This window comes from Asaia sp. Ae19-3, assembly GCF_059801175.1.
The window spans coordinates 1,822,424-1,846,261 of the sequence record NZ_JBCHWF010000001.1; the positions used below are offsets into that span (position 1 = coordinate 1,822,424).

Consider the following 23,838-nt stretch of genomic DNA (forward strand, 5'->3'; position numbering starts at 1 on the left):
CGTGAGCGGTTTTTTCGGGAAGTGGCGGCGTCAGAAAAGCACCGCCAGCGCTTCGTCGGCCCAGACGCCCGCGCTCACGCTAGAAGCCGAGGCCCTTCTGCCTCCTCTGGTGATCGAAGCCGAACGCATCGGGCAGCAGCTTCGCGCAGGTGTGCATCATCAGCATCGTGCCGGTGCAGGCGAGGATTTCTGGCAATATCGCCCGGCCCATGATCATGAGCCCGCCCATCGCATCGACTGGCGCCAGTCGGCGCGCAGCGACCAGCTCTGGGTGCGCGAACGTGAGGCCGAAGGCGCGCAGCAACTCACCTTGTGGTGCGACCCCTCGCCTTCAATGGACTGGCAGTCACGCCCCGACCTGCCACGCAAGAACGCTCAGGCGCAGCTCGCCACTCTGGCCCTTGCCGCAGCGGCGCTGCATGGCGGCGAGCGCGTCGCCCTTCTGAACGGACCGGAACAGGGACGATCGGTCAGCGGCCCTCATGCGCTGCCCCGCCTCGCCCAAAATCTCGTTCTCGGCCCGTCTGTTGCCCTGCCCTCACTCGATACGCTGCTCCCCTATGGCCAGCTCATTCTGGTGAGCGATTTTCTGATCACGCCTGAAGCGATGGAAAAACTGCTGGCCGATGTTGCCGCACGACCGGCACGCACCGAACTGCTCTGTGTGCTCGACCCGGCAGAGCGCAGCCTGCCCTATGCAGGGCGCATCACCTTCGACAGTCTTGAAGCCGAGGGAGATCTGACGCTGCCCGCCGTAGAGACGCTTGCGGAATCCTATGAGCGCGAAATGCGCGCCCATCTCGACCGGCTGTCTCACATGGCCGAAGCCCATCGCGCAGGCTTCACGCTGCATCACACCGATCAACCCCTGTTGCCTGCCCTGCTCGCGCTATATGCGCGGCTCACAGGGGGGCGTCTGCACGCATGATCTTTCTTACCCCCCTTGCGTTGATCGGGCTGGTTGCCCTGCCCGTCATCTACTGGCTGGTCAAGGCGACGCCGCCCCCGCCAAAAGAGCAGGCCTATCCGTCTCTTCAGATCCTGCGCCGCCTGCGAGCTGGCCGGGCCGATACGGCACGTTCGCCACTCTGGCTGCTGGTTCTGCGCCTGCTCGCTGTCGCTCTTCTGGTGCTTGGCCTGTCCCAGCCTGTCTGGCTTGGTCGCGATCTCAGCGCACAGCCTTCCCAGGATCTGGTGCTGGTTCTCGATAATGGCTGGGCAGCCGTCCCTCACTGGCAGGAGCGCCTGCGCGCTGCACGCAGCCTTGCCGAAAGACGGTTTCGCGCCGGACATGAGGTCACGCTTCTTCTGAGCGCGCCCGATGCCGATGGCAGCATGGCTGCGCCGTTTACCACCCGTGACCGTGCCCGTTTCGAAGAGCGTCTTCTCGCGCTCACGCCACATTCCTGGCCTTCCGACCGGGCACAGAGCGCAAGACAAGTCGATGCGCTTCGGGACAATACGTCGCAGGGCACCGTGCGCGACATCGTGCTGCTTTCGGATGGTGTCTCGACCCCGGCCGATCCGTCACTCGCCAGGGCCCTGCATGCCTCAGGCAGTCGCGTGAGTGACATGCGCTGGCCGGGCTGCGACACGATGCTGCTTTCGGCACATCAGGGTGATAACGGGGCCCTGACAGCGTCTTTCAGCGCGCTGCCCTGCCCCACACGCCCTCTTGCCGTGCGGGCACGTGACGAGAATGGCGGTACGCTCGGCATTTTCCCCCTCACCGGGAAAGATGCCAGCGGCACTGACCTCCCCCTGCCGCCTCTACTGCGCGATCGCGCCACCCGTCTGGCGCTGGAAAGCGACACGCTGCCTCTGCCCGGCCCTTCTGCGCTCTATCTGCTTGACGCAGGACAGCGCCGTCACCCGGTGGGCCTGCTGACCCCCGGCACGCAGGACACGCCCCTGACAGGTCAGGGATTCTTTCTGGCACAGGCCATCGAGGGCGTCGGCGAGCTTCATCGTGGCGCGGTGCCTGATCTGCTGAAGCAGAAGCACTCGGTTCTGATCGCGACCGATGGCACGCTTGCCGATGACGACACCCACAGACGCGTTGCCGACTGGGTGCGTCATGGTGGCGTGCTGATCCGCTTTGCCGGTCCGGTTCTCGCATCGGACCCGAACGCATCATCCCCCGACAAGGCCAAAACCCTGCTGCCCGTGCCGCTGATGGGCGGTATGCGTCAGCTCGGTGGCCCTATGTCATGGGGCAAGCCGCAAGTGCTTTCGGCCTTTGCCGAGCATTCGCCTTTCGATGGCCTGGCCCTGCCCAAGGAAGTCACTGTCACCCGTCAGGTTCTGGCCCAGCCCACCGCCGAGCTGGGCGACCATGTCTGGGCACGGCTGAGCGATGGCACGCCGCTGGTGACCGCAAGCGCCTTCGGGCAGGGTGAGCTTGTGCTGTTTCATGTGACAGGCACAGCCGACTGGTCGAGCCTGCCGCTTTCCGGGCTTTTCCCTGCGATGCTCGAGCGGCTGGTTCAGCGCTCTGTCGGTCAGAAAGACCAGTCCGAACTGCGTCAACTCGTTCCCTTCACCATGCTCGACGCGCATGGACAGCTCGTTGCCCCGCCTGAAGCCGCACGCCCGCTATCGGTTGAGGCCTTTGCCACGACCAGACCCGATGTGCAGCATCCGCCCGGCTTTTACGGCCCGCGTCTGTCGCGTCGTGCGTTCAATCTGGGCGACCATCTGCCCCCCATCACGCCGGAAGCCCTGATGGGAACGGCCCTGACGCCCGATCATGTCTCACCCGATCATGCACTTGCCCCGTATTTGCTGGGTGCGGCGCTGCTTCTGCTGCTGGCTGATTTTCTCGTCGCGCTCTGGCTACGCGGGATGCTCGGGCGTCTGGCAATGCTTGGTCTTCTGGTCGCAGCACCAGCTCTCATGGCGCCCCACTGCGCCCTGGCGCAGGAAGATGACGAAGCCCCGAAAACCCAGGCCGTCACCCATGGCACCGTGCCGGGAGCCGCACTCGAAACCCGCCTTGGCTATGTGCTCACAGGTCATGACGATATCGATGAAGCCTCGCGCGAAGGGCTTCAGGGCCTGTCGAATTATGCCTCGGATCGCTCATCTGCCGTGATGGGCCATCCTGATGGGGTGACCCCCGGCAAGGACGATCTGGCCTATTATCCGATGCTCTACTGGCCCATCACCGAAGACGTGCAGGAGGACCCGAAACGCTCTGCGGCCCTGAACAGCTTCATGGCGCATGGCGGTATCCTGATGCTCGACACGCAAGGGGTCGGCTCGGAACTCTCGACGCAGGATGAAGGTCAGACACGCTCGGCCCTCAAACGAGCTACCGCGGGTCTGGTCGTGCCGCCGCTGAGCAAGCTCGACGACCATCATGTTCTGGCCCACAGCTTTTACCTGCTTCACGATTTTCCCGGCCGCGTGCAGGGTCTGCCCGTCTGGGTGGCGCGCAGCGGCGATGACAGCAATGACGATGTCAGCCCTATCATCATCGGTGCGGGCGACTGGGCTCATGCCTGGGCCATGGATGCGCAGGGCAATACACCCTATGCCGTCATTCCCGGCGGTGACGACCAGCGCACCCAGGCCTATCGCTTTGGCGTCAATCTGCTGCTCTACGCCCTGACCGGCAATTACAAGGCCGACCAGATGCGTGTTCCCGAACTTCTGAAGAGGATGGAACAATGATCCATCTCACCTTCATGCCCCTCATCCCGGTCTGGCTGCTCGCACTGGCCGCCGGGCTGGCCGTCATTGTCGGCATCTACGCATTGCTGCGCCGGGTTCCGGGCAGTCTGGCACGCGTGCTGGCGCTGCTGCTGCTCGTCTTCTGGCTGGCCGGCCCGCGCCTGAGCCGTCCTTTATTCGAACCGGCTCCGCAGGATGTCCTGCTGGTGGTCGATCACTCACCCTCCATGGCGCTGCGCAACCGCCTCGACAGCGCCGAAAAAGCCGCTGCACGCCTTCAGGAAGAGGCGCGCGCCATACCGGGCCTCACCTTGCACACCGTCACTGTTCAGGGTGGCGAGGGTCATGGCACACGTCTTTTCGACGCCATCGACCAGGCGGACCTCCCCCCGGGGCGGTTCAGCGGCGCCATTCTGCTGACCGATGGCATGGTGCATGATGCACCCTCTGCCCTCCCCCCGCTTTTCCAGCGTGACGGCAGGATTCTGCCGCTGCATGTTCTGCTGACGGGCAAGGGTGAGGAAACAGATCGCAGACTGCGCATCCTGCAGGCGCCCCCTTATGCCCTTGTCGGCAAGGATGCGACCCTGCGCATGGTGGTGGACGATCTCGGCGCAGCAGGAAAGCAGCCCGTCACGCTCACCCTGCGTCAGGGAGACGAGCCGCCACGGCAAATTCCAGCCATTTCCGGCGAACCGCTCGAACTGACCGTGCCGGTCAGGCATCCGGGTGAAACGCTGATCACGCTCTCGGCTGCGCCTCTCGCCGGTGAGGTCAGCCCGCGCAACAACAGTGCCATCGTGCGCATCAACGGGGTGCGCGACAGACTCAAGGTATTGCTGGTTTCCGGCACACCCAATCAGGGCGAGCGCGTCTGGCGTCGTCTGCTCAAGGCTGACCCTTCCGTCGATCTCGTGCATTTCACCATTCTGCGGCCACCGGACAAGGATGACGGCACGCCGCTTTCCGATCTCGCCCTGATTCCGTTCCCGATCAAGGAGCTGTTTCAGGACAAGATCAAGCAATTCGATCTGATCATTCTCGATGGTTTCCACAATGCCGGAATCCTGCCGCAGGATTACCTCGCCAATATCGCCGATTACGTGCGTGAGGGCGGCGGACTGCTGCTGACTGCCGGGCCGGAATTCACCGAGGACGGCACGTTGCAGGATACGCCTCTGGCCGACATCCTGCCCGCGCATGTGCCATCGAATGGTGTGATCAACGAACGTTTCGTACCGAAACTGACCGAGTCAGGCCAACGTCACCCGGTAACGGCGGGCCTGCCCCAGCCATGGGGACCGTGGTATCGCGGGCTGGCATCGGATTCGCTCCACGGCACGTCCCTTCTGACGGGGCCCGAAAACCAGCCTCTTCTTGTGCTCGACATCGTGCGCAAGGGGCGCGTGGCACTGCTTCTGTCCGATCAGCTCTGGCTCTGGTCACGTGGCGAAGGCGGTGGCGGCCCCCAGGCCGAACTGCTCAAGCGGCTGTCTCACTGGCTGATGAAAGAGCCTGAGCTGGAAGAAAACCAGCTTCGTGCCTCGATCAAAGAAAACAGCCTGCATATCGAACGTCACAGCGATTCGACCCGTCTGACCAGCCCTGCACGCGTGACGGCGCCGGATGGCACCATTTCATCCGTCACCCTCAAACCGGCGACAAATGGCGTGTTCACCAACACTGTGCCGACCAATGGTCAGGACGGTTTGTGGGTGGTGCGGCAGGACGGTCTCACGGCTGTCGCCGCACAGGCGACGCGCAACCCGATCGAGGATGCCGATCTGCGTGCTACGGCGACCATTCTCTCGCCTCTGGCCAGGCAGACCCATGGTGCCACGCTCTGGCTGGGTGAGAATACGGCAACACCGCAGATCAGGCAGGTCACGTCCGGCAATTTTGCGGGTTCGGGCTGGATCGGGTTTCCGCGTCAGCTTGTGCCGGTTGCCTCTTCGAGCCGCCTGACTGAACTCTGCCCGTCCTGGCTTGCCCTTTTGGGTACGCTGGCCCTTCTCTTTATCGGATGGTGGCGCGAAGGCAGACTTCGCCGCCGATAGGGAGTCGCCAGCTTCTTAACGATCGCTTATAGTCTTCTCATGCGCCACTCGAGACGTCACATGAATGTCAAACGACTTTTTCCCCTGATGCTGACGACGGCTCTGGCCGCGTCGCCCGTGTTCTTTATTCCGTGGCATGCCGCGCATGCGCAGTCTGCCGACGATGCGGAAGCGGAACAGGAAGCCGAAGAGGCGCAGAAGAAGGCAGAGGCACGCCGCGCTGCCAAGGCTGCTGCACCGCCATCGGCCCTTCCCGGAGCTGACTCTCAGGAATCGGATGCAGGTCACGCCAATGTCGACCTCAACCCGACCGAGGCCCTTTTCGACGCCATCAACCGTGGCTCGCTGAACGCCGCCAAGGAAGCGCTCAATCGTGGTGCGGACATGAACGCCAAGAACGTTCTGTTCCAGACACCGCTCGATATGGCCATCGATCTGAACCGCAAGGACATCATGTTCCTGCTGCTCTCAATGCGTAACTATGGTGATAACGGTTTCGCCGCCGAAACCACCCATTCTGAGATCGAAACCGACTCTAAGGGCAATGGTCACCTGACCATCAAGGGCAAGGGCCGCAAGGGTACTTCCGCCATGGCTGTTGCGGGCAAGCCCCGGCACGATGTGTCCGGCGGTCAGCCCCAGCCCGCCATCGGCTTTCTCGGCTTCGGCGGCTAATCTTCTCCTTGGCGTTCGATCGCCCCGTCTCCTGACGGGGCGTCGAATACCGGCGCGGATGATCTGAATCGATCCGCGCCCCTTCATATCTTCAGTCTATCGGCGCGTCATGGCGCAGGGAACGCGTCCAGCGCGGCAGAGCAAGGGTAGATCCTGTGATCGGGGTCAACGCATCGCTGCGCACTTCAAGACGATAACGCCCTGCCTCTCGTACCCATTCCTCCCCTTCAATCCGGGCAAGGAGGCGCTTTTCGATCTCTACGGCGACAGAAGCCGTCTCACCCGGTGCGAGCGAGACTTTCGAGAACCCGACCAGACGCGGCTGGAACGACGCATCACCGTCGCGCAGGGCGTAGATCTGCACGACTTCCGCACCAGCAACCGGCCCGACATTGGTGAGGACCACGCTGACGGAGGCGAGATCGGCCTCGGATTGCAGCGGACCGTACTCGAATTGCGTATAGCTCAGCCCGAAGCCGAAGGGATAAGCGACGCTTTTTCCGGTACGGGAGAACCAGCGATAACCGACATCCGCGCCTTCAATATCATAGTCCCGATGCACGATCGGCTTGTCCACGGGCTCACCGGGATTGGAAATGACGGTGTCCGGGTTGATCTGCTCCGGTCTTGGCAGATCCGCCTCACTCAGCGGCGTAGTATAAGGCTGACGTCCTGAAGGGTTGACCTGACCGAACAGGATCGCGGCGATGGCCTCGCCACCACCCGAACCGGCATAGAAGGCGTTCAGAATGGCCGGAACCTGCTCACGCCACGGCATGAGAACAGGCCCTCCGGTTTCCAGCACCACGATCGTCTTCGGGTTTGCCGCAGCCAACTCGGCAATCAGTGCCTCCTGCCCATCCGGCAGGGCAAGCCCCTGAACGTCCTGACTTTCTGTACGCCACAGCTCGGCAAAGAAGATGACAACGTCCGCCTCACGCGCCTTCTCAGAGACGGCGGCATGGTCCTTGCCATCGTCATAGATTACTTCCGTATTGGGCACGAGCTGGCAGATTGCCTGAACAGGCGATGACGGATGATAGACTTTCTCAAGCGGCACACCGGCAAATTCTGCGCCCTTCAGCTTCAGACTGCCTGTTGGCGTGACAGAGGATGACCCACCGCCGGACAGCACACCGCTATCGGCATGGGCCCCCACGACCAGAATACGATCGAGAGTCTTGCGCAGCGGGAGAAGCGCATTTTCGTTACGCAGCAAAACGATACCGCCTTCGGCCGCACGCCTGGCGATTGCCTTATGCGCCTCGTAATCGATCGTCCCGCCCGGTTTCGCAGGATGATCGACAGCACCGACGGCAAACAGACTGCGCAGCTGACGGGTGATGGCTTGATCAAGACGCTCGGCAGGCACGGTGCCGGTCCTGATCGCCTCGTTCAACGGCGCGCCAAAAAACGGCTCGGGATCGATATTGGCGCCGGATTGCACATCCAGCCCGGACATGATCGCCTTGACGGTCGTATGGGTGGCGCCCCAATCGGACATGGCCCAGCCGCGATAGCCCCAGTCATCACGCAGCTCCTGGGTCAGCAGAAACGCGTTTTCCGACGCCCAGACCCCGTTGACCAGATTATAGCCCGGCATAACGGCACCCGGCTGACCGATCTCGATAGCCATTTCAAAAGCCAGCAGATCGCTCTCACGCAAGGCGGCCTCGCTGATATCGGAGCTGATCATCACACGACCCGTTTCCTCGGGATTGATCGCATAATGCTTGATGGTCGACACGACATGACAGGACTGGATGCCAGCAACCGATCCACCGGCGATATGGCCGGTCAGGAGGGGGTCTTCCGACACATATTCGAAAATACGCCCGCCACGAGGCTCACGCAGCAGATTGGCGCCGCCACCCAGCACGACATTAAAGCCTTTTGCGCGCCCCTCACGCCCGACGACCTGTCCGGTTTCTCTTGCCAGGGCAGGATCGAAAGAGGCGCCGAGCATCAGTGAGGAAGGGAGCGCCGTCGCTGTATCGCCCGGCCTGACATCGGCCAGATTGCCTATGCCCAGACTTGCATCGCTCTGCTGCTGCGCTGGCAGACCCAGCGCAGGCATGGCGGGGAAATAACCGGCTGACCCTATCGCGCCTTCGGGCTTCTTCGCGCCGTTGCCGGGAATGGCCATCGGACCGGAAACCCACGACATTTTCTGGTCGTGGCTCATGGCGCGGGTTGCAGCACGGGCGCGGCTGTCGGGGTCGCGGGCCGGGTCCAGCCATTCCTGAGCGTTTTCGAGCTTTTTCTCGTCCATGATCGCTTGATGCTCCTGCGGTCTCAACTCGTACCCGCCCTGCCCCATGGCTGCGCCCTTGCTGCCGGGAAGAGGGATCCGTGCCAATGCGGCGGCACGATCCCCCCCCCCTAAATTCGGAGGCGGGAGCACAGGCACTAAGGTCATCAGAAAGCAGGCCTGTTTTCTGAACGCAGAAAAAGACGATGTTTTTCACAGGAAAGACGCAGGAAGACGCCCGGCAATCATTTGTAAAGTTTTTTATTTCGATATAATAACGAAGTGTCGATCATCATCATTGAGCGAATCCGGTCAATCGTCACCGTGAATACAGGGTGCGAATACTTTCAACTATACCGGACCCATCATCATCCTTTGGTCTTGTTATCGCAAAATCGCCAACAAGACCCGGGATTTACCTGATCGACTTGGCGTTCAGCCAACGTTGCGCAGGGGCGTCTGGGCCTGCTCGGTACGCAGGATATCGATCTGCAGGACTTCACCCTGGCGTTCGAAATACCAGAAGGTCCAGCCATTGCATGAAGGCGCATTGGTCAGAATGGCCCCCATCTTGTGGATCGACCCGCGATGCGAGCCGGAAACAAGACTACCATCGGGCATGACGGTGGCGCTCAGACGACGCTGGCGGTCGAACAACTCCGTTCCGGCAGGCAGTGCCCCCTGCTCGACGAAGCTTCCGAACGGAACGCGCGGCAATTCGCGCTTGGCTGGTGTAATGGCCAGCTGGTCGTCCGACAGACGGGTTTCGGCTTCGACGCGCGCCCGTGCCGCCTCGATATAGTCGGGGTGGCGCTCGATACCGATGAAACGACGCCCGAGACGCTTGGCCATAGCCGCTGTGGTACCGCTGCCCGAAAACGGATCGAGCACAATGTCATCAACGACGGTCGAGGCAATCAGAACGCGATGCAACAGGCTCTCGGGCTTCTGGGTCGGGTGCAGCTTCAGACCATGGGCGTTGCGCAGACGCTCATTGCCGGTGCAGAGCGGCAGGTACCAGTCACTGCGCATCTGCATATCGTCATTGAGGGCCTTCATGGCCTGATAATTGAAGCGGTATTTGCTCTCCGGCCCACGCGCTGCCCAGATCAGGGTTTCATGCGCATTCGTGAAGCGGCGGCCGCGGAAATTCGGCATCGGATTGGCCTTGCGCCATACGATATCGTTCAGGATCCAGAAACCGAGATCCTGCATAATGGCGCCGAGGCGGAAGACGTTGTGATACGAACCGATTACCCAGATCGTGCCATCCTTGGTCAGGAGGCGACGCGCTTCAGCCAGCCATTCGCGGGTGAAATTGTCGTATGTGGCGTAATCGGCAAACTTGTCCCAGGCGTCATCGACACCGTCGACAACGGTTTCATCGGGACGGCGCAATTCGCCACGCAGCTGCAGATTATAGGGCGGGTCGGCGAAAATGCAGTCGATGCTCGCATCGGGCAGGCTGCGCATCGTTTCGATGCATTCACCGCACAGGATCTGATCGAGGGGAAAATCCTGCATTAGATGGCTCCGACCATATGGGCTGCGCCAGCGAGATGGGCGCGTATAGGGGCAAATTCGCGACGGTGATGAGGCGTGACACCAGCCTGTTTCAAACCGGCCATGTGCAGGGCCGTGCCGTAACCGGCATTCTTTTCCCACCCATAGGCATTGTGACGCTCGGAAAGACGCGTCATGAGCCGGTCGCGCGTCACCTTGGCAATGATGGACGCGCCGGCAATAGAGAGACTTTTGCGATCGCCGCCGACAACCGCCACGGCAGGGCAACCCAGATCAGGCAGGCGATTGCCATCGACCAGGGCGCAATCGGGAATGATGCCCAGATGCTGCAACGCCCGCTTCATGGCGAGATGGCACGCCTTGCTGATATTGATCGCCTCGATTTCTGCAACCGATGCGGCGCCCAGCCCGACACGCACCGATGGTGTCTGCATGAGGGCCGCATAGGCGGCATGACGACGCTTTGCCGTCAGCTTTTTCGAATCATCGATCAGCGCGGCCAGAGCCGCGACGGGCGGCGTCAGGAAAATCAGCGCTGCGGCGATGACGGGACCTGCCAGCGGACCGCGTCCGACCTCGTCGAGGCCGACCACGCTCTTTTCAGGTGCCCCATTGGCAGATTCGAGAGCGTAGTCTGGCATGAGCGGTCGCAGGATCCTTGACGAGAAGAAACAGGTCGGACTGCCCGAGTCGCACAGTCATTCGAATCGCTTTTGAATCACCCGAATCGCGCTGTAAACCCCTGTTACGCGTCGCGGATTCTTTTTTCCTCTGTCAATACGAAGAAAGGGGACCGCATCACTGCGATCCCCCCTCCGATATACGTCCCTGACGGGCGATATTATTTCTTCTTCGAACGGCCGAAGAAGATCGCGCCAAGGATCGTGCCGACCAGAATGGCCACGCTGAGCGAGATCAGCGGACGGTCCTGCACAAAGGCGGTTGCCTTTTCGAGCGTGGTCTCGGCATCATCGTAAAGATCGGCGAATTCCTGCTGCGCCATGCCGGAAAGCTGGTCGATCTTGCCTTCGGCCTGAAGCTTTGCGTCGCCCGTTAGGCCACCGGCAGCATCCTTGAGACGGCCCTTGGCCTCGTCGAGCAGGCCTTCACCCTTGTTTTCAACTGCATCGGCCATTGTCATAATCCTTTCACTAAACGGAATGCGAAACATCCGTGACGATAAGAGCAACGAGGCATAAGCAAAACGGTTTCGTTCGGCTACACGCAATATCGGCAGCCATGCGGCGATGCGACGTAACGCAGTGTGTTTTGAATTGTTTCGTCATTGAACTAGAATTTAGCTGACGTCATGATAGGGCGGCCTCAAATAACGTATGTCTCAGACACCAGAACGCACATGTGACCGCGCCTGGATTTGGGTGATGGAAGACGAGAAGAGATGACTGACCAGACGGGCCCCGATCGGACCCAGCCTGCGCGCCATACTGCGCCCCATGCCTCAGCTTCGCCCATGCCGGGCAAGCCGCGCCGGAGGCGCCGCCTGCTCTTCGTGATAGGCGGGGTAATCGTTCTGCTTCTTGCCGTCGCGTTTCTGCGCCCGCACAGCACAACCCATCACGCGGGCCGTGGCAGCCACAGGAGCGGCGCAAGCGCGCAGCGCAATAGCGATGCGAGCCCCGTTGCGGTGGCCGTGGTCAAGACCGGCAACATGCCCGAGATCCTGACCGAACTCGGCACGGTTGTGCCCATCACCAATGTCACGGTGCAGGCGCGTGTGAGCGGCTACATCATGAATGTCGAATTCAAGGAAGGTCAGCACGTCAAGGCAGGTGACGAGCTCGTGCTGATCGATCCGCGCCCCTATCAGGTGGCGCTCGAGCAGCAGCTCGGCACGTTGCAGCAGGACAAGGCCCAGCTTGCCGACGCCCAGGTCAATGCGGCCCGTTATGCCAAGCTGATCGCCCAGAACTCAATCGCGGCCATGACGGCAAAAGACGCCGAATACAAGGTTCAGCAGCTCGAAGGCACGGTCAAGCTCGATCAGGCCAATGTCGATAATGCCCGCCTCAACCTCTATTACTGCCACATCCTGGCGCCTGTTGACGGTCGCGTCGGTATCCGCGCGGTCGATATGGGCAATTACTTTACGGCAGGTCAGTCGGGTGGCCTCACCATCCTGACCCAGATGCAGCCGATCTCGGTCATCTTCACCCTGCCTCAGGACCAGCTGCCGCAGGTCATGGATCGCCTGCGACAGGTGGGCGAGCTGCCGGTCGAGGCCTGGGACAGCGCCAATCTGAACCGGATCGCCACCGGCTCGGTCAAGGCTGTCGACAGCCAGATCGATACCGCCACCGGTACGGTGCGTATGCGCGCCATCTTCTCGAACGAGGATGAGCATCTCTTCCCGAACCAGTTCGTGAATGCCCGCCTGCTGGTCGACACGCTGCATGATGTGATTCTGCTGTCGTCCAATGCGCTGCAGACGGGGCCTGACGGGCAGTTCGTCTATGTCGTGAAGGATGACAACACGGTCGAGATGCGCACCGTCACCACCGGCATTGCGAGCAATGACGTGACCGTCATCAAGTCCGGCCTCAAGCTGGGCGAGCGCGTCGTGACCGATGGCACGAACCATCTGCGCCCCGGTGCCAAGGTGACCATTCCGGCTGATGACAGCGACAAGAGCGCAGACAAGGACGATGCCAAGCCGGCAACGCCTTCCGCTCCCGCCGCCAAGCCCGCGCAGTAAGCCCGCCCATGAACCCGTCACGCCTCTTTATCGATCGTCCGGTCGCAACCTCGCTGCTGATGCTGGCGATCATGCTGACCGGGTTTCTCGGCTATCACTTCCTGCCGATATCGGCCCTGCCTCAGGTCGAATATCCCACCATCACGGTCTCGACCTTCTATCCGGGCGCTGGCCCGGATGTGATGGCCACCTCCGTCACGGCGCCGCTTGAGACGCAGCTCGGCCAGATGCCGGGCCTCGACCAGATGACCTCACAGTCTTCCGGCGGTGCCTCTGTCATCACGCTGCGCTTCGGGCTCGACATGTCGATGGATATCGCCGAGCAGGAGGTGCAGGCGGCCATCAACCAGTCCAATTCGCTGCTGCCGACCGATCTGCCTGCCCCGCCGATCTATGCCAAGGTCAATCCGGCCGACACTCCCGTCCTGACCCTTGGCATCACCTCGCGCACCCTGCCCCTTACCGAAGTGCAGGATTTCGTGAATACGCGCCTGCAGCAGCGCGTCAGCCAGATTTCGGGGGTTGGTCTCGTCACGCTTTCGGGCGGCAACCGCAAGGCCATCCGGGTCAGGCTCAATATTCCCAAGCTGACTTCCTATGGCATCGCGATCGATACGGTTCGCACCACCATCGGGACGGTCAACATCAATTCGCCGACAGGCACGTTCGACGGGCCGCATCGCTCGACCACGCTGCGTATCGATGGCCAGATCTCTTCTGTCGACCAGTTGATGAACCAGATCATCGCCTATCAGAATAACGGCCCGATCCGCCTGCGCGATGTCGGCACCGTCGTTCAGGGGCCGGAGAATGATCAGCTCGCCGCCTGGTCGGACAAGACACCTGCGCTCATCCTGAACGTTCAGCGCCAACCCGGCGCCAATGTCATCTCGGTGGTCGACAATGTGCTGGCCGTGCTGCCGGAACTGCGCAAGACCCTGCCCCCCGGCATCGAGATCACGCCGCTGACCGATCGCACCACCACCATTCGCGCCTCGGTGTCGGATGTGGAATTCGAGCTGGCCATGGCCATGCTGCTCGTTGTCGCGGTGATCTTTGTCTTCCTGTTCAACGTGCCTGCCACGATCATCCCAAGCCTGAGCGTACCGCTGTCACTCATCGGCACGCTGGCGGTCATGTATCTGCTCGATTTCTCTCTCGATAACCTCTCGCTCATGGCACTCACCATCGCGACAGGCTTCGTGGTCGATGACGCCATCGTCGTGATCGAGAACATCGCGCGCTATATCGAGATGGGCGAAGACCGCTATACGGCGGCCGTCAAGGGATCGCAGGAGATCGGCTTTACGATCATCTCGCTGACGGTCTCGCTGATTGCCGTGCTCATTCCGCTGCTGTTCATGAGCGATGTCGTGGGACGCCTGTTCCATGAATTTGCCATGACGCTGGCCATCACCATCGTGATCTCGGCCATTGTCTCCATCACCCTCGTGCCGATGATGTGCGCCCGCCTGCTGAGCGAACGCCCGCATGATGCCGAGCATGGCACGCGCTTCCAGCGTCTGGCTGCGAAGGTTGGCAACGCGATCGATCGTGTCATCGCCGGGTATGCGCGCTGGCTCGATTTCGTGCTGCGCCACCAGACGGCCACGCTCATTGTGGCGCTGGGTACGTTCGTGCTGACCTTCGTGCTGGCCATGGCCATTCCGAAGGGCTTCTTCCCCCGTCAGGATACGGGCGTGGTGCAGGGCATCACGGAAATGGCCCAGGCCATCTCCTTCGACAGCATGAAAAAGCATCAGGAAGCGGTGATTGCCGAGGTCCTGAAAGACCCCGACGTCGCCAGCGTGTCGAGCTTTGTCGGCGTTGATGGTCAGAACATGACGCTCAATGTCGGGCGTATGCTGATCAATCTCAAACCGATAGAACAGCGCACGAGCGGGCTTTCAGCCATTCTCAAGCGCCTGGCCGCCAATGGCAGCGCGACGCCCGGCGCCCGGCTCTATCTGCAGCCGGTGCAGGATCTCTCGCTCGATTCAACAGTTTCGGCCACGCAGTATCAGTTCCTGCTTGAAAACCCCGACTACGACACGTTCAAGATCTGGGTTCCCAAGCTCCTGACCGCGCTGCAGAACGAACCCGCTCTGGCCGATGTGACCTCGGACCTTCAGGCTGAAGGACTGGTGGCCCATGTCAATCTCGACCGCACCAATGGCGCGCGTTATTCGATCACACCCCAGACGATCGACAACCTGCTCTATGACAGCTACGGCCAGCGTCAGATCTCGACGATCTACACGCAGTCGAACCAGTATCGCGTGATCCTAGAGACCGAACCGCGCTTCCAGCACGATCTGGCGAGCCTGAACCAGCTTTATCTGCCCGGCATCTCCAGCGAGGCAGGCCAGAGCTCTTCAGGCCCCACACGACTGCCGACATCGGGGCTGGTGCCGCTACATCAGGTGACGACCATCACCAAGGGTCTGGCACCGCTGCTCATCACGCATTTCGGCCAGTTTCCGGCAACCACGATCTCGTTCAACGTGGCCGATGGCTATTCGCTCGGTACGGCGACCAATGCCATCGATCATGCGGCGACAAGCATCGGCCTGCCGCCAGCCTTCCAGAGTGCGTTCCAGGGCACGGCAGCGGCTTTCCGTTCGTCGCTCAGCAATGAGCTCTATCTGGTGATTGCGGCCCTCATGGCGGTCTATATCGTGCTCGGTGTGCTCTATGAGAGCTTCATCCATCCGATCACCATTCTCTCGACCCTGCCCTCAGCCGCCATCGGGGCGCTGCTGGCCCTGTCGCTTTGCGGCATGGATCTGGATGTAATGGGCATTATCGGCATCGTGCTGCTGATCGGCATCGTGAAAAAAAACGCCATCATGATGATCGACTTCGCCCTTGAGGCGGAACGTCTCGACGGGCTTGCGCCTCTCGATGCGATCCGTCGCGCTGCGCTACTGCGTTTCCGCCCGATCCTCATGACCACGCTGGCTGCGTTCTTCGGCGCGCTGCCGCTGATGCTGGGCCAGGGTGTCGGCTCCGAACTGCGCCGCCCGCTTGGTGTCGCCATTGTCGGCGGGTTGCTGCTGTCGCAGCTCCTGACGCTGTTCACCACGCCGGTCATCTATCTGCTGATGGATCGCATAGCTGCGGCCACACGCCGTCGCTTCGGTATGCGCAGCATGTCCGAGCGTCTTGCTGAACAGGGTGGCGAGTGAACATCACCCGTCCCTTCATCCTGCGGCCGGTCGCGACCTCGCTTCTGACCGCAGCGATGCTGATCGCCGGCCTTCTGGCCTATACGATGCTGCCCGTGGCCGATCTGCCCAATGTGGATATGCCCGTCATCATGGTGCAGGCCCAGCAATCGGGCGGCTCACCCACTGAAATCGCCAGCACCATCGCGGCGCCGCTCGAGCGCCATCTGGGCGCCATTGCCGGTCTGTCCGAGATGACCTCGCAATCGATGGTCAATCAGGCCCGGATCATTCTTCAGTTCGATCTATCGCGTGACATCAATGGTGCCGCACGTGATGTCGAGGCGGCGCTGCAGGCGGCCCGCGCCGATCTGCCCACCACGCTGCGCACGAACCCGAGCTATCAGAAAGCCAACCCGAACGGTGCGCCCATTCTGGTCATGGCGCTGACCTCGCCCACCAAAACGCCCGCCATGCTCTATGATCAGGCAACGAATGTGCTGCAGCAGCAGCTCAGCCAGGTGCAGGGCGTGGGCGAGGTTGAAGTGGGCGGCGGCGCGCTACCTGCCGTGCGTGTCGAGGTCAATCCGCTTCTTCTCTACAAATACGGCATCGGCTTTGAGGACGTGCGCGCCTCTCTGGCCTCTGCCAATGCCAACACCCCCAAGGGCTTCATCGATTCCAACGGGTTTCGCTTCACCCTCGATACCAATGATCAGGCAGAAAAGGCGCAGGCCTATCGCGATCTGATCATCGCCTATCGCAATGCGCGCCCCGTGCGCCTGTCGAGCGTGGCCGAGATCAATGACAGTGTCGAAAACCTGCGCACGCTCGGCGTCTATAATGGCCAGCGCGCCGTCGTGGGGCTGGTCTTCGCGCAGGCAGGGGCGAATGTCGTCAAGACCACGGATGAGATCAAGGCGCGGCTGCCGCTCATCCGCGCTGCCCTGCCGCCCGATATCGACCTGCATATCGCCGTCGATCGCTCCAAGACCATCCGTGCCGCGCTCGATGACACCAAGCTGACGCTGATCCTGGCCGTCATTCTGGTGGTGCTGGTCGTTCTCGTCTTCCTTCAGTCGGCACCGGCCATTCTGGTGCCTGCCATCGTGGTGCCCACCTCGATCATCGCGACATTCGCAGCCATGAAGCTCATGGGGTATCAGCTCGACAACATGTCGCTGATGGCCCTGACCATCTCGACAGGCTTCGTGGTCGATGACGCCATCGTGGTGCTGGAGAACATCACCCGCTATCTCGAGCAGGGATTGTCACCGCTCAAGGCCGCCCTGACCGGCGCTGGCGAAGTCGCCTTTACGGTCGTCTCCATCACGCTTTCACTGATCGCTGTTTTCGTTCCCATCATCCTGCTGGGGGGTATTGCCGGACGCCTGTTCCACGAATTCGCCATGACGATCTCGATCACGCTGGTGATCTCGATGATCCTCTCGCTCTCTCTTACCCCGATGATCTGCGCCCTGCTGCTGCGCCCTGCAAAGGCAGAACACAAGCGCGCGCGCATCGCGATCTATCTCGACCGCCAGATCACCCGCATTACCGACGGTTATGTGGTCTCTCTTGACTGGTCGCTGCGCCATCGCTGGCTCATGCTGCTGAGCCTGCCGCTCACCCTGTTCATCGCTGGCGCCCTTTTCGTGAAAATGCCGAAAGGGTTTTTCCCGGACGAAGATACCGGCATGATGATGGGCCACATCATTGGCGACCAGTCTTCCTCCTTCAGCCAGATGAGCGACAAGACCTATGAGGTGGCCAAAACGGTCTCGCAGGATCGCGACGTGGAGGCAATTGTCGGCTTTCTTGGCGGCAGACAGGCCAATCAGGCCAATCTTTTCGCCTCGCTCAAGGACAAGTCCGCGCGCAATGACACGGTGACCCAGACCATCGAAAGGCTGGGCCGTAAGTTCAGCAAGATGGTTGGCGCCGAGATCTTCTTCATGGCTCCGGGCGCCGTCCGGGCAGGAGCCCGTGGTGGCAATGCCTCTTACCAGTATGCACTGCAGGGCCCGGATGCCGACGAGCTTTTCACTCTGACGCCGAAAGTCGTCGAAGCCTTCCAGAAGCTTCCCGAGCTGATGGATGTCTCATCAGACCTCAGCGAGGGTGGCTCGGCGCTTGATGTGAAGATCAATCGCGACCTCTCCTCACGCTTTCAGATCACCCCGCAGCTCGTCTCCAACATTCTCTATGACGCCTACGGTCAACGCACGGCTTCGGTCATCTACAAGCCCATCAACCAGTATCATGTGATCATGGAAGCCGCGCCGCGCTTCTGGAAAGACCCGACCTCGCTCAATCAGGTCTGGATCAGCACATCCGGTGGCACGGCTTCTGGCAGCGTGGCGTCGAACCGTATCCGCGTCGTCACGACCAGCACGGATTCGACCAGTGTTTCGACCGCCGATTCAAATTACCAGAACCAGATGGCCAATAGTCTGGCCGGGGGCAGCAACACCTCATCGGGTTCTGCCGTTGCGACCAGCACCGAAACGATGGTGCCGCTTTCCCTCACCTCTCATATCCTGCCCGGTACGACCGCGCTCAGCGTCAATCATCAGGGGCAATCAGTCGCCACGACCATTTCCTTCAACCTGCGTCAGGGCGTATCCTTGGGTGATGCCGTGACCGCCATCAACGCGGCGCTGGTCAAGCTGCACGTGCCTTCTGACATCCAGGGCGGTTTTGCAGGCAATGCCGCGCTGTTCCAGAAATCGGTCAATGACGAACCGCTGCTGATTCTCGCAGCGCTGGCAGCGGTCTATATCGTGCTGGGCGTGCTGTATGAGAGCCTGGTGCATCCCATCACCATTCTCTCCACCCTGCCCTCTGCCGGTGTGGGTGCCATTCTGGCCCTGCAGGTTTTCGGCGAGGAGTTCTCGCTGATCGCCATGATCGGGGTGATCCTGCTTATCGGCATCGTCAAGAAAAACGCCATCATGCTGATCGATTTCGCTATGCAGGCCCAGCGCGAGGGCGCCACGCCCGAAGAGGCCATCCGCATGGCGAGCGCGCTGCGGTTTCGCCCCATCATCATGACCTCGCTCGCCGCAGCGCTCGGGGCGGTTCCGTTGATCATTGCCAATGGTTATGGTGCAGAATTGCGCCGCCCTCTCGGCATTTCCATTCTCGGTGGTCTGGTGGTCAGCCAGGCCCTCACCCTTTACAGCACGCCCGCCGTGTTCCTGACGCTCGACGCCATGGGACGCGCGGTCAAACGCCGCCTTCATTCTCTCGTCGCACTCTTCCGCCCGCGCCATCAGGATCAGACTCAAGGATGACTCCCTTTCCGTCCCGCTCAGCCCGACGCTTCAGCCTCCTTGCCGCATGTTGCACGCCCCTGCTTTCAGGCTGCTTCATGGTCGGTCCTGACTATCACCGCCCTCATGCTGTCATCTCGGCCAAGTTCAAGGAGGCCCCAAAGCCACCCCCGGGCTGGGGCGTGGCACAGCCACAGCTCGCCGAGGCCTCCAAGGGGGCCTGGTGGGAGATCTATCATGACCCGCAGCTGAACTGGCTTGAGTCGCAGGTCGCGATCTCGAACCAGAACGTCAAGCAATACGAAGCCCAGTATCGCAAGGCGGAAGCCACGATCGATTCGATCCGCGCCCAGCTCTTTCCGACGCTTTCGGGCTCGTTCAGCTTCAGCCGGAACGCACAGGGTGGCAGTTCGCGCAGCGCAAGCACGGGGTCGGTGGTCAATTATTCGTCCACCACCACGGTCAATACCTGGAATACAGGTCCTTCCGCTTCCTGGACGCTCGATGTGTGGGGGCGTATTCGCAGGCAGATCCAGCAGCAGGTTACCGCCACTCAGGCCAGCGCAGCCGATCTGGCCAATGCCCAGCTCTCCTATCAGTCGCAGCTGGCCAATGCCTATTTCAACCTGCGCTACCAGGACAGCCTGAAGAAGCTCTATCAGGACAATGTCGGCTATTTCCAGCAGGCCCTGACGATCGTGCAGAACCAGGTCGATGCCGGCGTGACTGACCCGAGTTCGCTCTGGCAGGCGCGTTATCAGCTGCAGCAGACACAGGCACAGGCCACACAGGCTGGCGTGGCGCGTGCCCAGTACGAGCATGCCATTGCCGTCCTGATCGGCCGCGCCCCTGCCGATCTGAGCATTCCGGTTGGCACCCTGACGACAACGCTGCCGACGCCTCCGACGGCCGTTCCGTCGCTGCTCTTGCAGCGTCGCCCCGATATCGCTGCGGCAGAACGCAACATGGAAGGGTATAATGCCGAGATCGGCTATTACATCGCCGCTTTCTATCCGGAGATTTCGGTCAGCGCGACCTATGGCTATAGCGGCAACCCTCTGCAGACCCTGATCCAGGCAGCCACACGTTTCTGGTCGCTGGGTGCCTCATCGACCGAGACCCTGTTCAATGGTGGCGCTCGTACGGCGGCAGTGCGTTCGGCCCGTGCCGATTACGACGCCTCTGTCGCAACCTACCGTCAGACCGTGCTGACCGCCTTGCAGGGCGTGGAGGATAATCTCTCCAATCTGCGTATCCTGAACGAACAGATGATCGATCAGGATGTCGCGGTGAAATCTGCGCAGGAAGCCGTTCGCGTGTCGATGAACGAATATATTGCTGGTACGCAGACCTACACGACCGTGCTGACCAGCCAGCAGAACGCCCTGAGCTACGAGGTGCAGGCACTGGGCATTCACCAGAATATCGCCATCTCACATGTCGACCTGATTGTGGCCCTTGGCGGTGGCTGGGATGCCTCGCAACTGCCGAGCAAGGCGTCGCTCCAGACCAACAACCCGCTTCTTCCCGAATTCATGTCCAGGACGAAGCAATAAGGCTCGGGCGTTCAAAGGCCGGAGCACAAAAAAAGGGGAAGGCCCAAAGGCCCTCCCCTTTTTTGTTGTTCAGACTGCTGGTCGGTCAGGTCACGGCCTTGCCGACGAACACCGCAATGACGAGAAACAGCACGAACAGCGCGATGAACAGGAAGAAGAGAATCTTCGCGATACCGGCGGAAGCGGCCGAGATACCGGTGAAGCCGAACAGACCCGCAATCAGCGAGATGATCAGAAAGAAGATAGCAAGCTTGAGCATGGGAGAGCCCTCATTGTTCTGTCCGGGGTCAACGCGATGTCGCAATGAAAGTTCGTCCTGTAATCTCCCTCCGGTTGGCGCATGTCTTATCGGATTTCGGGAAACACAAACACGACAGCAAATTCCTCGCACCAGAGCTCCATCGTCTCATTGAACTGGTTCAGGCGGCTGAAATAACGCTCATGCTCGCGCCGCCAGTACGCGAGGCTTCTGTCGCCTTCCCCTTCCTTTGCAGCGAAATCCTCGCCCACATCGCAATAGCGTCTTTTCTCGAGGCTGCGCGTCTGCGTAATCGCCCGAGGCTGATCCCTGCCGTCACAGACGACGCTCAATTTGCCGATATACGTCTGCTGCCCGTCGGAGGCAGCCCAACAGGTTCCGGTCTTGAGACCGCGCAGAACGAGATCGAGAAGTTCGTCGGCCAAGGCCGGACTATCGCCGAAGGAGAAGCGCTCAAGGCTTTCCCAGTCTTCTGGCGGTTTGGGAAGAAGATCAGACATCGACCCAGAAAAAAGGCGCCGTCGACAACTGTCAACGGCGCCTTGCGAGTGCAACAGATAACCTCGCTGCGGCGGGGCCTAGTGCCCGACTGCCGTGATGCTCTCACCCCGGGCGAGCGCCTCCTGCGTATAGCGGCGGGCTTCATCAGAGATGCGCAGGGTGACCGTCATGCCAGCGGCGGCGAGATAGATCAGGGCGAAAGCCCAGATGATTCCCTCCATGCCGAAGCCGAAGACACTCTCGCAGATACCGGCAATGGCAGGGCCAACCCAAGTGCTTGCACCCGCGCCCAGACCAAGAATCGACAGCGCTGCAGCCTTCTCCTTCGGGCAGATCTGCGGCATCAGGCCGGAGAGCGGCACGAAGGCGGCTACTGTGGCGCCATAGAAGATGCCAACTGCTGCCGCCGCGGCGAAATTGCCCGGATACCAGACAGGAATGTAATAGAAGAGCGGGATCGAGACAAAACCACCAACGCCGCCGAAGACCGACACGATGAACCGGTGACCCAGCGCATCAGCCAGCATGCCTGACACCAGATTGAACAGGATGTTGCTGAGGAAAATCAGGGAGAGCAGGTTCAGCCATTGCCCCTGGGTGAAGCCCAGATGGTCAATGAAGAAGGCGGGCATGATCGCAAGGAAGGCATATTCCGACGACGTGTCGATGGTGCGCACGATACCCGCAATCAGGGTCTTGGGCTCACGCCACATGATGCTGATCGAGCCAAAGAAGATGTCTTTCGTGCTCACATGGTCGGGCAGGAGACGCTTCTTGCCAGTGGGTTCATGCGTAAAGAGCAGGGCCACCAGACCACCCAGAATGACGAGGCCGAGCGAGCACCAGAATGTCGCCAGTTCGCCGATGGCAGGAATGGCATAGCGCGCAAACTGCGAACCCAGCGTCGGCAGACCGGCCGAGAAGGAAAACCAGAACCAGCCAGCAGCGGAGCCCAGCATGTTGGCTGGCGTTGCGGCCGCAATCCACACGAGAAAGCCGTAGGCAAAGAGCGGATAGGCAAAACCGCGCAGCGTGTAGAACAGGAGCGTCATCGTGAAGTTGTTGGGGCCGAGGCCGAGCGCGAGCAGCCCGACTTCCAGAACCGCCCAGAGGATCAGACCGATCCACATCACCTTCTTGGGCCCGTAAAGATCGGAAAGCGGCCCCGAGAACCAGGCCGAGATCATGACCGTTATACCATAGGTCGTGAACAGCAGGTTCACGTCGCCCTGGGTATGACCGTTATGGAGCATGAAGGTATCGAGATAGCCTGCCTCAACGCCGTCACCGATCATGAACAGCAGCAGACCGACGAAGCCGAAGAAGAGAGGGCGTGGAATACCGAGGATCTCTGCGATCCCGCGTCTCTGGGTGGTGGTTGCCTCAGACAAAGAAGCTCTCCTGTATCTACACGCAGCACGAGCGTTGCCGGACCTCATTGCCCGGGGCGGCATGGGATGCGTGGTGACTGGTCCTACGAGAGTGCTCGGACCTGTATGGGGGTCAGGATCGATGAACGCCGTGATGCGCCCAGATATCCGTCCTGACATCGCAATTCCGCATGAATACGGCGATGCGACCCAATCTGCTCATATATCCCACGCTTCGCGCTCAGATTGATCAGATCGGCTTGTTGAGACGGTCTTAACCGAATTGAGAAGAATTTGTAAGCCAAAAACAAAAAGGGCCGGACAGATCCCTGCCCAGCCCTCCCTGCACTCACTGAAGCGTGTAGCTTCAGGCAGCCATCGGCTCTTCACCGGACTGGTTGAACACCGGGCCGCTATCCTTGCCCTTGGCGTCAACGTCGCGGTCAACCATTTCGACAACAGCCATGTCAGCGTTGTCGCCATAGCGAACGCCAGCCTTCAGAACGCGGGTGTAACCACCCGAACGGCCCTGATAGCGCTCTGCAATGGTCGAGAACAGCTTGGTGACGATGGTCTCGTCGCGCAGCTGGGCAAAAGCCTGGCGGCGAGCGTGCAGCGTGCCACGCTTGCCGAGGGTGATCAGCTTCTCGACGATCGGGCGAATTTCCTTCGCCTTGGGCAGCGTCGTCGTGATCTGCTCGTGCTTGATGATAGCCACGGCCATGTTGCGGAACATGGCAGCGCGGTGGGTCGAGGTAACATTGAGCTTACGCCCAGCAACACCATGACGCATGATCGGGTTTCCTTACTCTACT

The 23,838-nt window shown here is 61.0% G+C and carries 16 protein-coding genes; 8 read left to right on the forward strand and 8 right to left on the reverse strand.

All coding sequences use genetic code 11. The features are described from left to right. The first annotated feature begins 1 nt into the window (after position 1). From AAID99_RS07885 to AAID99_RS07900, 4 genes are all read left to right on the forward strand, one after another. Positions 2-928 carry a DUF58 domain-containing protein gene (locus AAID99_RS07885; RefSeq protein WP_188426048.1) on the forward strand — a complete coding sequence of 309 codons (927 nt, stop codon included), beginning with the start codon at positions 2-4 and terminating at the stop codon, positions 926-928. Continuing rightward, positions 925-3,675, forward strand: coding sequence for a DUF4159 domain-containing protein (locus AAID99_RS07890; RefSeq protein WP_498493598.1), 2,751 nt, complete (start codon positions 925-927; stop codon positions 3,673-3,675). The genes AAID99_RS07885 and AAID99_RS07890 overlap by 4 nt, the downstream gene beginning before the upstream one ends. Continuing rightward, the gene (locus AAID99_RS07895; RefSeq protein ID WP_498493599.1) at positions 3,672-5,732 is read left to right on the forward strand and encodes a VWA domain-containing protein; all 2,061 of its coding nucleotides are present in this window, start codon (positions 3,672-3,674) and stop codon (positions 5,730-5,732) included. Before AAID99_RS07890 ends, AAID99_RS07895 begins: the two co-directional genes overlap by 4 nt. A gap of 87 nt (positions 5,733-5,819) precedes the next feature. Continuing rightward, positions 5,820-6,407, forward strand: a complete 588-nt coding sequence (locus AAID99_RS07900; protein WP_229719767.1) for an ankyrin repeat domain-containing protein — start codon at positions 5,820-5,822, stop codon at positions 6,405-6,407. Between the two features lie 91 nt (positions 6,408-6,498). Here the strand turns inward: AAID99_RS07900 and AAID99_RS07905 are convergent, their stop codons facing one another. The 4 genes from AAID99_RS07905 to AAID99_RS07920 all read right to left on the reverse strand — a co-directional run bounded on the left by AAID99_RS07905 (position 6,499) and on the right by AAID99_RS07920 (position 11,317). Further along, positions 6,499-8,766, reverse strand: coding sequence for a beta-glucosidase (locus tag AAID99_RS07905; protein ID WP_498493600.1), 2,268 nt, complete (start codon positions 8,764-8,766; stop codon positions 6,499-6,501). 327 nt (positions 8,767-9,093) lie between these two features. Then, positions 9,094-10,182 (reverse strand): site-specific DNA-methyltransferase, encoded by a 1,089-nt coding sequence (locus tag AAID99_RS07910; RefSeq protein ID WP_188426053.1) that lies wholly within the window; start codon positions 10,180-10,182, stop codon positions 9,094-9,096. Continuing rightward, the gene (rnhB, locus tag AAID99_RS07915; RefSeq protein WP_188426054.1) at positions 10,182-10,823 is read right to left on the reverse strand and encodes a ribonuclease HII; all 642 of its coding nucleotides are present in this window, start codon (positions 10,821-10,823) and stop codon (positions 10,182-10,184) included. Before rnhB ends, AAID99_RS07910 begins: the two co-directional genes overlap by 1 nt. Positions 10,824-11,023: 200 nt before the next feature. Further along, positions 11,024-11,317, reverse strand: a complete 294-nt coding sequence (locus AAID99_RS07920; protein ID WP_188426055.1) for a CsbD family protein — start codon at positions 11,315-11,317, stop codon at positions 11,024-11,026. 264 nt (positions 11,318-11,581) lie between these two features. On the opposite strand from AAID99_RS07920, the gene AAID99_RS07925 reads away from it, so the two are divergent. Genes AAID99_RS07925 through AAID99_RS07940 form a run of 4 tightly spaced genes read left to right on the forward strand, consistent with a single transcriptional unit; the run spans position 11,582 to position 20,893 of the window. After that, entirely contained in the window at positions 11,582-12,895 is a 1,314-nt protein-coding gene (locus tag AAID99_RS07925; RefSeq protein WP_188426056.1) for an efflux RND transporter periplasmic adaptor subunit, read from the forward strand. Between the two features lie 8 nt (positions 12,896-12,903). Next, positions 12,904-16,083, forward strand: a complete 3,180-nt coding sequence (locus AAID99_RS07930) for an efflux RND transporter permease subunit (RefSeq protein ID WP_498493601.1) — start codon at positions 12,904-12,906, stop codon at positions 16,081-16,083. Beyond that, entirely contained in the window at positions 16,080-19,358 is a 3,279-nt protein-coding gene (locus AAID99_RS07935; RefSeq protein ID WP_188426058.1) for an efflux RND transporter permease subunit, read from the forward strand. The genes AAID99_RS07930 and AAID99_RS07935 overlap by 4 nt, the downstream gene beginning before the upstream one ends. Beyond that, complete coding sequence (locus tag AAID99_RS07940; protein WP_498493602.1) at positions 19,355-20,893, forward strand: efflux transporter outer membrane subunit; 1,539 nt, start codon at positions 19,355-19,357, stop codon at positions 20,891-20,893. Before AAID99_RS07935 ends, AAID99_RS07940 begins: the two co-directional genes overlap by 4 nt. 85 nt (positions 20,894-20,978) lie before the next feature. On the opposite strand, the gene AAID99_RS07945 is transcribed toward AAID99_RS07940, so the two are convergent. The 4 genes from AAID99_RS07945 to rplQ all read right to left on the reverse strand — a co-directional run bounded on the left by AAID99_RS07945 (position 20,979) and on the right by rplQ (position 23,816). Further along, positions 20,979-21,152: a DUF1328 domain-containing protein gene (locus AAID99_RS07945; protein ID WP_023978976.1), complete on the reverse strand. Its 174-nt coding sequence runs from the start codon at positions 21,150-21,152 to the stop codon at positions 20,979-20,981. An 86-nt stretch (positions 21,153-21,238) separates the two neighbouring features. Beyond that, positions 21,239-21,652, reverse strand: coding sequence for an ASCH domain-containing protein (locus AAID99_RS07950; protein WP_498493603.1), 414 nt, complete (start codon positions 21,650-21,652; stop codon positions 21,239-21,241). 78 nt (positions 21,653-21,730) lie between these two features. Next, positions 21,731-23,092 carry an MFS transporter gene (locus tag AAID99_RS07955; RefSeq protein WP_188426280.1) on the reverse strand — a complete coding sequence of 454 codons (1,362 nt, stop codon included), beginning with the start codon at positions 23,090-23,092 and terminating at the stop codon, positions 21,731-21,733. A gap of 298 nt (positions 23,093-23,390) precedes the next feature. Next, positions 23,391-23,816 (reverse strand): 50S ribosomal protein L17, encoded by a 426-nt coding sequence (gene rplQ, locus AAID99_RS07960; RefSeq protein WP_062164123.1) that lies wholly within the window; start codon positions 23,814-23,816, stop codon positions 23,391-23,393. Between the last annotated feature and the right edge of the window lie 22 nt (positions 23,817-23,838).